This window comes from Streptosporangium amethystogenes (assembly GCF_000721075.1).
Classification (GTDB): domain Bacteria; phylum Actinomycetota; class Actinomycetes; order Streptosporangiales; family Streptosporangiaceae; genus Streptosporangium; species Streptosporangium amethystogenes.
The window spans coordinates 364,359-377,007 of record NZ_JOEQ01000001.1 but is presented as its reverse complement, the minus strand read 5'-3'; the positions used below and the strand labels follow the sequence as shown (position 1 = coordinate 377,007).

Genomic DNA, 12,649 nt, shown 5'->3' with positions numbered 1-12,649 from the left:
CTCGGTGACCTGGGGGGACGGCGGGGATACGGGAAAGAATGTCCGGCGAAGGCGGGGTGTCCGGCCGAGAGGCGAGACACCCGCCGGGGGTCCGGACGCGAAGACGGAGGCGCTGATGCGGCTGGGTGTCACGATGTTCGCCACCGACCGGTCCATGCCGGTCGCGGAGCTGGCCAGGGCGGCCGAGGCGCGCGGGTTCGCCTCCCTCTACCTGCCGGAGCACACGCACATTCCCGTCTCCCGCCGTACGCCCCCGGCGGCGGGGCAGGCGGTGCTCCCCGAGGAGTACCGGCGCACGCTCGACCCGCTCGTCGCGCTCTCCCACGCCGCCGCCGTGACGAGCGAGATCACCCTCGGCACCGGCGTCATGCTCGTCGCCCAGCGCGAACCCCTGGTCACCGCAAAGGCCGTCGCCACCCTCGACCACCTCTCCGGCGGCCGGGTGGTGCTCGGCATCGGGTTCGGCTGGAACGTCGAGGAGGTCGAGGATCACCTCGGCCCGCAGGGCTTCGGCTCCCGCCGCGACGTGGCCCGCGAGCACATGCTGGCGATGAAGGCCCTGTGGAGCCGGGAGGAGGCCGGGTTCGACGGCCGCCACGTCGGCTTCGAGCCCTCCTGGTCCTGGCCCAAGCCGGTCTCCGGTCCCCCCGTCTACGTGGGCGGGGGTGCGGGCCCCAAGCTCTTCGCCCACGTCGCCGAGTACGCGGACGGCTGGATGCCGATCGGCGGCCGGGGCATCAGGGCCGCCCTCCCCGCCCTGCGCGAAGCCTGCGACAAGGCGGAACGCGAGATGGTCAAGGTCGTCCCCTTCGGCACGCTCCCCAACGCGGAGAAACTCGACTACTACTCCGAACTGGGCGTCGAGGAGGTCGTGTTCAGTCTCCCCAGCGCCGAGGCCGACCAGGTCCTCCCCGTCCTCGACGAGTACGCGACCTTCCTCCGCTGACCGGCCGCGGCCCGGCCGCTCCCGGAGGGCACGAGGTCGTGGACCTGTCCGGGGCGCCGACTCCGGGGGAACGACGCACCGGGGTCTGGTCCCGCGGGCCGTACCGGATGACCGGCCCGGCACCGGCTCTGCGCTGGGCATCGGCGATTCGGGGGGTCTGTTGGGACTTGCCCTGACCTGAGCATCACATGAACATCACGGTGAGGAAGAGAAGACCTGTCTGCCCGTTGACTGTCGGCGATGCTTCTTCTTGAGTGAGAAGGGTGGCGGCGAGGGGAGGCTCGCGTGCCGTATGCGCAGCCGCTCAGAACGGGGGATCCGGCGGCGCTCGGTGAGTACGAGATCATCGGGCGGCTCGGAGAGGGAGGCCAGGGAGTGGTCTATGTCGGGGTGCGCCCCGACACCGGATCAGAGCCCTACGCGGTCAAGCTTCTGCACGGCTCGGTAGGGGAGAACCCTGAGATCTTCCTGCGCGAGGTCGAGCTGGCGAAGCAGGTGGCCCGGTTCTGCACGGCCCAGGTGATCGACGCCGGGCTGGACGGCGACCGGCCCTACATCGTCAGCGAGTACGTCGACGGCCCGTCGCTCCACCGCGAGGTCGCGGTCAGCGGGCCCCGCGAGGGAGGCAGGCTGGAGCGTCTGGCCATCGGCACGGCCACCGCGCTCGCGGCCATCCACCGGGCCGGGATCGTGCACCGCGACTTCAAGCCGCAGAACGTGCTGCTCGGCCCGGACGGGCCGAGGGTCATCGACTTCGGGCTGGCCAGGGCGCTGGACGCGGCGGCCACCCAGAGCGGGCGCGGTGCGGGTACTCCGGCCTACATGGCGCCCGAGCAGGTGGAGGGCGCCGAGATCAACCCGGCGGCCGACGTCTTCGCCTGGGGTGCCACGATATGTTTCGCGGCCAACGCCCAGGCGCCCTTCGGCCAGGACTCGATCGCGGCGGTGCTGAACCGGATCCTCACCGCCGCCCCGCAGCTGGGTCGCCTCGACGGGCTGCTCGGAGCCCTGGTGGTCGACTGCCTGGACAAGAATCCTCGTAACCGTCCCAGCAGCCGGGAGTTGCTGCTCGCGCTGCTCGGCGACGACGGGCGCAGGTCGGTGCTCGACTCCCGGACCCCTCCGGTGCCCGGCGGTCTCGCCCTGCGGGCCGGCTCCGGCGGGTCTGACGCCTCGGACCCGTCCGGCGTGTCCGGTCCCGCCGGTTCCTCGGATCCGCCCGGCTCCTTCGAGGTGCCGGGCCTCGCGGGGAGGTCGCGCCCGTCCGGGTCCGCCTGGCGGGCGATGTCCGGTGGGCGCGGGCACTTCACCGAAGGCGAGGACTTCGACGAGCCTCGGACTCACCCGGGGCGGGCGGCCACCAGGGCGTCGATGGCGGTCTCCGGGGCGCTGCTGGTGAGCGCCGCGGTGCTGGTGGGGGTGCTGGTCCCGGCACTGAGCGGTGTCGCACCGAAAGGCGCGGTGGCACCGTCGGCGGTTCCGGTGGTGGAGACCAGTCCCCAGGTCGAGGCGGCGCCGCAGGTGAGCAGGACGAGTCCGCCGATCAGGCCCCTCCCGACGGACCCGGCCAGGCCTCCGCGCGCGGAGGGTGTCGGATCCTCCCCGCTGCCACCGTCCGAGGTCACCACGGTCGTGCCGGCCCTCGTCGGGCTGGACCGCTCCGGGGCGGCGCGTCTGATCAAACAGGCCGGGCTGGTCGCCGGGACCGTCCAGGCGGTCAACTCCGACCGGCCGGTCGGAGAGGTGCTCGCGAGTGATCCGGTGGCGGGGACCACGCTGCCGAGGAAGGGCAGGGTCAACCTGGAGGTCTCCGCGGGGATCCAGGTGCCCACGCTGGTCGGCCTCGCCAGGAGTGCCGCCCAGGCGGCGCTCGCCCAGGCCGGGCTGGTCGCCGGAGAGGTGAGTACGCGCTGCTCGGACCAGCCGGCCGGGCGGGTGCTGGCGAGCATCCCCGGCGCGGGCAAGCACGTCTCGCCGGGCGGTGCGGTGGCGCTCGTCATCTCCAGGCACGGTGCTTCGGTGCCGTCGATCACCGGCCAGAGCGCGGCCGATGCCTCGAACACGCTCGGCGGGGCGGGTTTCGCGGTACGGACCCGGGCGCGGCTGGTCACCGACGACGCTCAGGACGGTGTGGTGCTGGCGCAGAGCGTGGCGCCGGGCACCTGTGCCAGGCCGGGCGCGACGGTCGTGATCACCGTCGGTGTGGCGGGTCAGAGCGGGCCCGGTCCGGGGCCGGATCCGAGCAGCGGCCCGGGCGAGACCACCGCGCCTCCCGATCCACCCGACTCGCCGGTTCCCGTACCCGGGGAGGCGGCTCCCTCGGGATGACGGCATCCCGGTACGGCGTCACGGTACGGCGGCGGGCCGGGGCGATGGGCGCCCGCGGGACGGCGAGGTAGCGGCCAGGGCGGTGGTCAGCAGGGTCTTCCTGACCTCCTCCTGGGGGAGGTCGATCGTCTTGACCACCCCGTACTGGAGCGACCCCAGCAGGGCCCAGGCCCAGACCCGGCGGTCGGGATCGGGGTCGGGTCCGGCCAGCCGGTGGTAGATCTCGTCACGGAAAGCACGGATGATCTCACCGGGGGAGCCGGGCGGCGCGTCGTCGGCGCCGCCGAGGTCCTCCATGATCAGCCGGATGATCGCCCGGTACCTGACCACGAAGGTCACCAGAGCCTCGATGAAGGCGCGGTCGTCGTCGAAGTCGCTCTCGATCAGGACCATGATGTCCTCGGCGGCGGGTGCGAGCAGTTCGGTGGCCAGCCGGTCCTTGGGATGGAAGTGGTAGGCGACGGCGGTCTTCGTCAGGCCGACGGCCGCGGCGATGTCGGCCAGCGAGGTCGCCGCGTAGCCGCGCTCGGCGAACAGCCGGCGAGCGGCGTCGAGGATCCGGCCGCGCGTGTCGTGTCCATGCTCAAGTGTGGTCATCGTCTCAATCCCACGCTATTGGGGACATTTCCCAATTGGCGCGCCTACTCTCGTATCGTAGGTTCTGTACGACCGTACAGTACGGTGTTTCAGGCACATTTCAGACTTTAATAGGGCGGTCACCGAATGTCTGGTTTGCTGGGGCGGCTGGGGAGTTGGTGCGCGCGGCATGGCAAGGCGGTGCTGGCGCTGTGGGTGGTCGCCGCGGCACTGCTGATGGCGGGATCGGTGCTGTTCCCCGGACCGGCCACCAACGACACCAGCCTCCCCGGCACCGACACCCAGCGGGCGATGGACCTGCTGAAGGACGGTTTCGGCCCCGGTTACGAGATGGGGGGGTCGGTTCAGCTCGTCCTCTACTCTCCCGACGGCTCCCTCCTCGCCGAGCCGAGGAAGAGCGCGGTGGAACGTGCCGCGGAGCAGATCCGCAAGGTCGCGCATGTGGTGGAGGTGACCCCTCCCTCCCGGACGGGCGGGATCGCGCCCAGCCTGGAGATCGGTTTCATCGCGGTCAAGCTTGAGGGGCACGACACCACCAAGACGGCCGAGACCGCCAAGCTCCTCGTCGAGGCGGCCGAGCCCGCGCGGGCGGCGGGCCTGGAGGTCGTGCCCGCCGGCTCGTCGAGCCCGGCGAACAAGGAGATCAAGACCGGGACGAGCGAGATCATCGGTGTGGTCTGCGCGTTGCTGGTCCTGCTGTTCGCGTTCGGCACCCTGGTCGCCGCGATGATTCCGATCTTCGTCGCACTGGTCAGCATCGCGACCGGGCTCGGCACGATCGGCCTGCTCGGCCACCTGGTGGACGTGCCCAAGCAGGCGCCGATCCTGGCGACGATGATCGGCCTCGGCGTCGGCATCGACTACGCGCTCTTCCTGCTCAGCAGGTACCGCAAGCTGCTGGCCGACGATGTGCCCGTCCACGAGGCGATCCGCCGGGTGGTCGCCAGTTCCGGCGGCGCGGTGGTGTTCGCCGGCGGCACGGTGATCATCGCGCTCAGCGCGCTGATGCTCGCCGACTTCCCCATGCTGCAGACGCTCGGCTGGATCACCGGCATCTCGGTGGTCTGCGCGGTGATCACCGCCGTCACGCTGGTCCCCGCGCTGCTCGGGATGCTCGGACAGCGGGTCAACGCGTTCCGCCTGCCGTTCATGGGGCGCCGGGGCAGCCACGGCTCCTCCGGCTGGGGTTCGCTGGGCAACTGGGTGGCCAGGCGGCCCTGGAGCGTGCTCGCGCTCAGCCTTGTGCTCCTGGGAGCGCTCGCCGCCCCCGCCCTGGGACTCAAGCTGGGCACGCTCGACAACGGCTACGGCGACCGCGGCACCGATGCGCGGCGCTCCTACGAGCTGCTGCAGGCCGGGTTCGGACCCGGTATGAACGGCCCGCTCGTCGTGGTGGCGGATCTGGAGACCCCGGTCGTCGACCGGAAGCCCGCCCCGGCCATATTGCAGAACCTGAAGGATCGCGTCGAGGGTGTCGAAGGGGTGGCCCACGTCGGCGACCCGGTGCTCAACGAGCGCGGCACGGCGGCCCTGATCCAGGCGATCCCCGACTACGCCCCCAGTGACCCCCGGGCGCTGGAGGTGGTCAAGGCGGTCCGCGCGATGGAGTTCGACGGAGCCAAGGTGCACGTGGGCGGTGAGGTCGCGGGCATGGCCGACGCCAACTCCAAGATCGCCGCACGTACCCCGCTGGTCGTCGGCGTCGTGGTCCTGCTGAGCGCGCTGCTGCTGCTCCTGGCGTTCCGCTCGCCGGTCGTCGCGATCAAGGCCGCGGTGATGAACCTGATCTCGCTCGGCGCCGCGTTCGGTGCGCTCTCGCTGGTCTTCTCCCTGGGCCTCGGCAGTGGCCTGGTCGGCATGGACCCGCCGGTCAACGTGGACGCCTCCTATCTGAGCACGCTCTTCTTCACGGTGCCGATCGACAGCTACATCCCGCTGATGCTGTTCGCGATCCTGTTCGGCCTGTCGATGGACTACGAGGTCTTCCTGCTCACCGCCGTGCGGCAGGCGTACCTGAAGCACGGCGACAACCGCAGGGCGGTGGCCGAGGGGCTGGGGTCGACCGGCCGGGTGATCACTTCCGCCGCCCTGATCATGGTCTCGGTCTTCGTCGCGTTCGTCGCCTACCCCGACCCGATGGTAAAGATCTTTGGTGTCGGCCTGGCGGTGGCCATCGCGGTGGACGCCACGATCATCAGGGGCCTGCTGGTCCCGGCGACCATGGTCCTGCTCGGCAGGTTGAACTGGTGGTGCCCCGCCTGGCTGGACCGTCTCCTGCCCAACCTCTCCATCGAGGGTCAGGAGGAGGACGAGGAGGCCGAGGAGCCGAGCAGGGAACTGGTCGGCGCGGGTCGCGGCTGAGTCGCGGCGGCGACCGGGGAGGTCGTGCATGAGGGCGGCGGTCAGTCGAAGACGATGACGCTGCGGGCCACCGCCCCCTCGCGGACGTGCCGGATCGCCTCGTTGATCTCCTCCAGCGGAAGGCGCTCGCTGACCAGGCGGTCGAGGTCGAGGCGGCCGCGCAGGTACTGCTCGGCGAGCATGGGCAGATCCCTGATCGGGGCGGCGTCGCCGCCCTGGGTGCCCATCAGGCGCCTGGAGGCGAACAGCAGGCCCGGTTCGACACTGATCGGCTCCCCCTGCGGCGGGCTGCCGACCATCACCGTCGTACCGCCGGGCTGGGTGGAGGCGAGGGCGGTGCCGAGCACGCCGGCCACGCCGGTCACGTCGAAGGCGTAGTCCACGCCGCCCCTGACGATCTCGCCCACCTGCTTGGGCAGGTCGGTGACGAGGATCGTGTGGGTGGCGCCGAACTCCTCGGCCAGCTTCAGCTTCTGTTCGGCCACGTCCGCGGCGACGATGGTGGTGGCTCCGGCCAGCGCGGCGCCCTGGACGACGTTCAGCCCGACCCCGCCGCAGCCGACCACCAGCACGCTGGAGCCGGGGGTGACCCGCGCGACGTTCAGCACGGCGCCGACGCCGGTGATCACCCCGCAGGCCAGCAGGCACATGGTGTCGAACGGCGCGTCTTTTGCGATCCTCACGCACATCGCCTCGTTGACCACGGCGTACTCGGCGAACGAGCCGATGCCGATCATCGTCCTGGCGCCGTCGCCGTCCACGGTGATCCGGGTACCGCCGTCGCGCATCGTACCCATGATGGCCGCCGTCCTGGCGGGGCCGCCGCACAGGTGGAACCGGCCGGCGCCGCAGTTGCGGCAGCGCCCGCAGGCGCCGTTCATCGCGATGATCACATGGTCGCCGGGCCTGACGCCGGTCACCCCGGCTCCGGTGCTCTCCACGATCCCGGCGCTCTCGTGGCCGAGCACGAAGGGAAGCCGTCGCACCACCGGGCTCTTGCCGTCCAGCGCCTTGATGTCGGACCCGCAGACGCCGGAGGCCTTGATCCGCACCCGCACCTCGCCGGGGCCCGGATCGGCGATCTCGACCTCGCGTACCTCCAGCGCCGTGCCGAACCCGGTGAGTACGGCCGCACGCATCAACATGTCCGCTCCCGTCGAGCCGAGGGCCCCGTGCGCTCCGCACGTTGGCCCGGAGCGGCATTATAAGCAAGCAATTGCTTGGTTATCTACTGTTTCGGGGCGTCGCCGCCCGCTCCTCCCCGCCTTCCGGAGGGTCGTGTGGCCGGTGTGGGGGGTGTGGTGATCTTCCATTGACACCCCAGGATGCCAAATCTACGCTGACGAAACCAAGCGAGCGCTAGGCCAAATTGTGGCGGGCGCGCGCCGCACGGCACGGCACGGCAGGGAGCGACCTATGAGACGGCAGGCAGTGCGACTCATCGGCCTGGTGGCCGCGGCGGCGCTCGCCGCAGGCGGCTGCGCGGCCGAGCAGAAGGCCGCGGGGGGCGGTGGCTCCGAGGGGGCGGCAGGAGTGACCGCCACGACGGTCAAGGTGGGCGGAGTGCTCACCAAGACCAGCGCTAGCGGCTACTCCACCAAGGACGCGGAGATCGGGGCCAGGGCCAGGTTCCAGCGGGCGAACGAGGCCGGTGGCGTGCACGGGCGCACCATCGAGTTCATCGGGGCCGAGGACGACAACCAGGACGCGGCCAAGGGTGACGCGGCGGCCAAGAAGCTGGTTCAGAAGGACCGGGTGTTCGCGCTGGTCCCCGTGCACGCGCCCAACTTCGGCGGCGCGACCTTCCTGGAGCAGCAGGGCGTGCCGTGGTTCGGCTGGGCCACCGGGCCGCAGTGGTGCGGCACGAAGACGGGCTTCGGCTACAACGGCTGCCTGGCGCCGCAGCCGGGCGCGGGCTCGCAGACCTGGTGGGGCAACCAGATGGCCGAGCTCATCGGCGGTTCGGCGGGCAAGAGCGTCTACGTCCAGACGAGTGACTCCAGCGGCAGCAAGTACGGGGGCAAGACCATCTCGCAGTCCTTCGAGGCCGCGGGCTTCAAGCTGGTCGGCCTCAACTCGGGTCTGCCCGCCGCGGCCCCGCCACCCGACTGGCTCCCGTACGTCAACAAGATCATGACCTCCGACGGCGGCGGGCCGCCGGACCTGGTGGTCTCGATCATCGCCGGCACCAAGTTCAACGTCGGCCTGTACGGCGCGCTGAAGAAGGCGGGCTACCAGGGCCTGATCTCCGACGCGACCAGTTACGACGCCGCGATCCTGGCGGACCCGGCGATCGCCCAGGCGCTCGAAGGCGTGATCGCGGCCCCCATGTTCGAGCCCTTCGAGTCGCAGGCCCCGGAGATCGCGCAGCTCAAGGCGGACGTGGCGAAGACCGCACCGGGGACCCAGCTCACCCAGCATCTGGCCATCGGCTACTGGGCGGCCGACATCTTCCTCAAGATCCTGGAGCAGACCGGCAAGGAGCTGACCAGGGAGAGATTCCTGGCCGCGGCCAACGGCTCCTTCGACTACGAAAATCCCGGCTTCGGCAGGATCCGCTATCCCAAGGACCACACCGAGCCCAACGGCTGCGGCGCCCTGGTCAAGCTGGAGGGGGGTGCCTTCAAGGTGGCCAAGAACATGAAGTGCTTCGACAACGTCCCGCTGAAATAGCGGGCGCGGGCTTGCCGCTCACGCGTCTGGCGGGCCATGTGAGCGGCGAGCCGGGGGCACCCCCGGCCGCCAGGCCGGCCCTCACCCGTCAACCCCACCATCCGACCGTCGTCCTCCTCGGGGACCGGTACGACCGGTCCCGCAGGCGAACGGGTCACACCCGTGAGCAGTCAGCAACCAGGCGCGAAATCCCGGGGTGAAGGCCCTTATGTCCGAGCTTGTTGGTTACATTCTCAGCGGCCTCGTCACCGGAGCCGTCTTCGCGGTCATGGCCTCGGGGCTGACCCTGTCCTACGCGGCGACGGGCGTGTTCAACTTCGCTCACGGGGCCATCGGGTTCCTGGCCGCGCTGCTGTACTTCGAACTCAATGTGGGTCTCGGGCTGCCCGCCTGGGCGGCCGGGGTGGTCGCGGTGGCGCTCTTCGCGCCGCTGCTCGGGTACCTGCTGCACAGGGTCATGTTCCGCGGCCTCGCCCAGGCGGGGGAGACGGCGCAGATCGTCGGGACCATCGGCCTGACGATCGCGCTGCCGGCGCTCGGGCTGCTGGTCGTCGACCTGGTCGCCGAGCCGCTCGGGCTGCCACGTGCCGACGCGACCTCGCTGCCGCGCGGCCTGGGCCCCTACCCGGCGGCCACCTACGCCTTCGGCGCCGTCCGCCTCGACTCCGACCAGCTCATCACCTTCGCCTTCGCGGTGCTGGCCGCCGTGGGGCTGTGGGCCTTCATGCGGCACACGCCGTACGGCCTGAGGATGCGCGCCTCGGTGGACTCCCGCGGGCTGGCCACCCTGCGCGGGATCGACGTCGACGCCTCCTCGGCCATGGCCTGGACGCTCAGTTCGACACTCGCCGGGCTCGCCGGGGTGCTGGCGGTCTCGACCCTGGGCCTGGACTCCACCGCGTTCACCGTGATGCTGTTCGTCTCGGCGACGGCCGCGGTGTTCGGCCGGCTCCGGTCGATCCCATGGACGTTCGCGGCCGGGCTCGGGCTCGGCGTGGTGCAGAACCTGGTCGCGGGGTACGCGGACTTCGCCGAGGACGTCACCGGACTGCGCACGGCGGTACCGGTGATCCTGCTGTTCGTCGGGCTGATCCTGCTCAACCGGTCCAGGGGCCGCATCGCGGGGTCCGCCGCCGAGGACGCGCCGCCCCCCGACCACCTGGCCGACCTGCCGCCGTGGCGGCGGCGCCTGCCGTGGGTGCTCGGCCTGGTCGCGCTGCTGGCCTGGACCCTCACCCGCCCGGCCGACGACTTCTCCGTGAGCGTGGTGGCCCAGGGGCTCGTCCTCGCGCTGATCTTCTGCTCCTTCGTGGTCGTCACCGGCATCGGCGGCATGGTCAACCTCGCGCAGGCGTCCTTCGCCTCGATGGCCGCGCTCACCTGCGGCTGGGCGTTCTCCTCCGGCCTGCCCCTCCCGGTGGCGATCCTGCTGGGGGTACTCGGCGCGACGGCGGTCGGCGTGCTCGTCGCGCTGCCCGCCCTCCGGCTGGGCGGCCGGGTCCTCACCCTGGCGACGCTCGCCCTCGCCCTCCTCGCCGACCAGGTGCTCTTCCAGATCGACGAGTTCAGCAACGGCACGATCGGCTGGCCGCTGCCCGCCCTCGGACTGGGTTTCGCCGACACCACCGACCCCCGGGTACGGGTCCTGCTGCTGCTGGCCCTGATCGGGCTGGTCGGGCTCCTGGTGCGGAACCTGGAACGGTCGGCCTCAGGCCGGGCGGTTCTGGCGGTCCGCTCCGCGCCCGCCGCCGCGACCACCTCCGGCATCTCGGCACCCCGTACCAAGATCATGCTCTTTGCCCTGGCCTCCGGGATCGCGGGGCTGGGCGGAGTGCTGTTCGCGATCTCCAAGGGGTCGGTGACGGCCACCGACCTGCCGGCCTTCTCGGGTTTCGTCTGGCTGGCCGTGGTGGTCCTGCAGGGCGTCCGCAGGATCGGCGGCGCGGTGCTCGGCGGGTTGATCGCCGCGATCTTCCCCGAGCTGCTGGCCGGGTGGCACGTCTCCGCGCACGTCGGGGCGATCCTCTTCGGGGCCGGCGGGATGATCCTGGCCAGGCATCCGGACGGGGTGCTCGCCCAGCTGGGCGAGGCCCGCCACCGCCGCCGCACGCGCGGTGACCGCGCCGCGGCCCTCCGGCGCGAGACACCCGCGCGCGAGGGGGCCGTCCCGGCGGTGCAGGTGACGAACGGGACCGGCCACCGCCCGGTCACCGCACCGCCGCGGGCCCCCGCCGTCGAGGACGCGCTGTTCCGGCTGGAGGGCGTGGTCGCCGGGTACGGGGACGTCACAGTGCTGCGCGGGGTGGACCTCGCGGTACGACCGGGAGAGGTGGTGGCGCTGCTCGGCGCGAACGGCGCGGGCAAGTCCACCACCTGCGCGGTCGCCGCAGGGGATCTCCGGGTGACGGCGGGGCGGGTGGTCCTGGACGGGGCCGACGTGACCTCCTGGCCCGCCCACCGCCGGGCGCGGGAAGGTGTGCTGCTCGCACCCGAGGGGCGCGGTGTCTTCCCCGGACTGACCGTGGACGAGAACCTGCGGACCTGGCTCGCCGATCCAGGTCCCGTCTACGAGCGGCTGCCGCAACTCGCCAGGCGCCGGGGGCTTGCCGCCGGGGCACTCTCCGGTGGTGAGCAGCAGCTGCTCACCCTGGCTCCCGCCCTGGTCAGGCCGCCTCGGGTACTGATCGCCGACGAGCCCTCGCTCGGCCTGGCACCGCTCGTCGTCGAGCAGGTCTTCGAGGTCTTCGCCGAGCTGCGCGAGCGCGGCGTCGCGCTGCTCCTGGTGGAGGAGAAGGCCACCTCGGTGCTCGAACTCGCCGACACCGTCGCGTTCATGCGCCTGGGCAGGGTCACCTGGACCGGCCCCCGGGCCGAGGTGGACGGCGCCAGGCTCACCGCCGCCTATCTGGGGGTGTCGTGACAGGAGAGATGAGGTGGCGATGAGCGCGGCGTTGCGGGTCGAGGCCGTATCGGTCTCCTTCGGGGGCGTCCACGCGCTCACCGACGTCTCCTTCGAGGTGCCGGTGGGTCAGGTCTGCGGGGTGATCGGGCCCAACGGGGCGGGGAAGACCACGCTGTTCGACGTGATCTCCGGACTGCGCCGGCCGACCTCGGGTGCCGTCTCGGTGATGGGCCGCGAGAGCACGGGGACTCCGGCGGTGCGGCGGGCGCGTGCCGGGCTGCGCCGTACCTTCCAGCGGACCCAGGTGTTCGGCCGGTTGACCGTGGCGGACAACGTGCTGGCCGCGATGGAGTGGAGAGGCGGGGGAGGCGGGCTCCCGGCCGACCTGGTCGGCTGGCGGGGACGCCGGAGGCTGGAGCGGGAACGCGGGGAGCGGGTGGACGAGGTGCTGGAGCTCTGCGGTCTGAACGGGCTGCGCGACGCCTACGCGGCGGCACTGCCCGCCGGGTCGCGACGCCTGGTCGAGCTGGCCCGCGCCCTCGCGGACGCGCCGTCCCTGCTGTTGCTCGACGAGCCCACGTCCGGTCTCGACGCCGACCAGACCGCTCGTATCGAGGAGGTCATCGGGGCGTTGGAGACGACGATCCTGCTGGTCGAACATGACATGGGGTTCGTGATGGGCACCTGTGACCGTCTCGTCGTCCTCGACCTCGGCCGCGTCATCGCCTCGGGCGCTCCCGCCGAGATTCGCGAGGATCCCGTGGTCCGTGCCGCCTATCTCGGCTGACCTCGTTCTTCGCGCGGGTGGGATTCCGGGGCGATCGGGGGCCGCGCGTCGCGTA

The 12,649-nt window shown here is 71.7% G+C and carries 8 protein-coding genes; 6 read left to right on the top strand and 2 right to left on the bottom strand.

Features of this window, described 5'->3' with window-relative positions:
- The first annotated feature begins 115 nt into the window (after positions 1 to 115).
- Both IG98_RS0101665 and IG98_RS46490 read left to right on the top strand, forming a co-directional pair.
- On the top strand, positions 116 to 946 hold the full coding sequence (locus IG98_RS0101665; protein ID WP_030904371.1) for a TIGR03619 family F420-dependent LLM class oxidoreductase: 831 nt from the start codon (positions 116 to 118) through the stop codon (positions 944 to 946).
- A gap of 285 nt (positions 947 to 1,231) precedes the next feature.
- Positions 1,232 to 3,274, top strand: coding sequence for a protein kinase domain-containing protein (locus tag IG98_RS46490; RefSeq protein WP_051751353.1), 2,043 nt, complete (start codon positions 1,232 to 1,234; stop codon positions 3,272 to 3,274).
- Positions 3,275 to 3,292: 18 nt separating this feature from the next.
- Here the strand turns inward: IG98_RS46490 and IG98_RS0101655 are convergent, their stop codons facing one another.
- Positions 3,293 to 3,871, bottom strand: a complete 579-nt coding sequence (locus IG98_RS0101655) for a TetR/AcrR family transcriptional regulator (protein ID WP_051751352.1) — start codon at positions 3,869 to 3,871, stop codon at positions 3,293 to 3,295.
- A gap of 126 nt (positions 3,872 to 3,997) precedes the next feature.
- Here IG98_RS0101655 and IG98_RS0101650 point away from each other — a divergent pair, with 126 nt between their 5' ends.
- The gene (locus IG98_RS0101650) at positions 3,998 to 6,232 is read left to right on the top strand and encodes an MMPL family transporter (protein WP_030904368.1); all 2,235 of its coding nucleotides are present in this window, start codon (positions 3,998 to 4,000) and stop codon (positions 6,230 to 6,232) included.
- Between the two features lie 41 nt (positions 6,233 to 6,273).
- Here IG98_RS0101650 and IG98_RS0101645 read toward each other — a convergent pair whose 3' ends face one another.
- Entirely contained in the window at positions 6,274 to 7,377 is a 1,104-nt protein-coding gene (locus tag IG98_RS0101645) for an alcohol dehydrogenase catalytic domain-containing protein (protein WP_030904367.1), read from the bottom strand.
- Between the two features lie 271 nt (positions 7,378 to 7,648).
- On the opposite strand from IG98_RS0101645, the gene IG98_RS0101640 reads away from it, so the two are divergent.
- The 3 genes from IG98_RS0101640 to IG98_RS0101630 all read left to right on the top strand — a co-directional run bounded on the left by IG98_RS0101640 (position 7,649) and on the right by IG98_RS0101630 (position 12,594).
- Positions 7,649 to 8,905 carry an ABC transporter substrate-binding protein gene (locus IG98_RS0101640; RefSeq protein WP_030904366.1) on the top strand — a complete coding sequence of 419 codons (1,257 nt, stop codon included), beginning with the start codon at positions 7,649 to 7,651 and terminating at the stop codon, positions 8,903 to 8,905.
- Between the two features lie 208 nt (positions 8,906 to 9,113).
- Complete coding sequence (locus IG98_RS0101635) at positions 9,114 to 11,825, top strand: ABC transporter permease subunit (protein ID WP_030904365.1); 2,712 nt, start codon at positions 9,114 to 9,116, stop codon at positions 11,823 to 11,825.
- Between the two features lie 19 nt (positions 11,826 to 11,844).
- Positions 11,845 to 12,594: an ABC transporter ATP-binding protein gene (locus IG98_RS0101630; RefSeq protein ID WP_030904364.1), complete on the top strand. Its 750-nt coding sequence runs from the start codon at positions 11,845 to 11,847 to the stop codon at positions 12,592 to 12,594.
- Positions 12,595 to 12,649: the final 55 nt, after the last annotated feature.

Excerpts from the sequence above, each read along its gene's own strand:
- IG98_RS0101645 (WP_030904367.1), bottom strand. The coding sequence starts at position 7,377 with ATGTTGATGCGTGCGGCCGTACTCACCGGGTTCGGCACGGCGCTGGAG.
- IG98_RS0101635 (WP_030904365.1), top strand. The coding sequence starts at position 9,114 with ATGTCCGAGCTTGTTGGTTACATTCTCAGCGGCCTCGTCACCGGAGCC.
- IG98_RS0101655 (WP_051751352.1), bottom strand. The coding sequence starts at position 3,871 with ATGACCACACTTGAGCATGGACACGACACGCGCGGCCGGATCCTCGAC.
- IG98_RS0101640 (WP_030904366.1), top strand. The coding sequence starts at position 7,649 with ATGAGACGGCAGGCAGTGCGACTCATCGGCCTGGTGGCCGCGGCGGCG.
- IG98_RS0101665 (WP_030904371.1), top strand. The coding sequence starts at position 116 with ATGCGGCTGGGTGTCACGATGTTCGCCACCGACCGGTCCATGCCGGTC.
- IG98_RS0101630 (WP_030904364.1), top strand. The coding sequence starts at position 11,845 with ATGAGCGCGGCGTTGCGGGTCGAGGCCGTATCGGTCTCCTTCGGGGGC.
- IG98_RS0101650 (WP_030904368.1), top strand. The coding sequence starts at position 3,998 with ATGTCTGGTTTGCTGGGGCGGCTGGGGAGTTGGTGCGCGCGGCATGGC.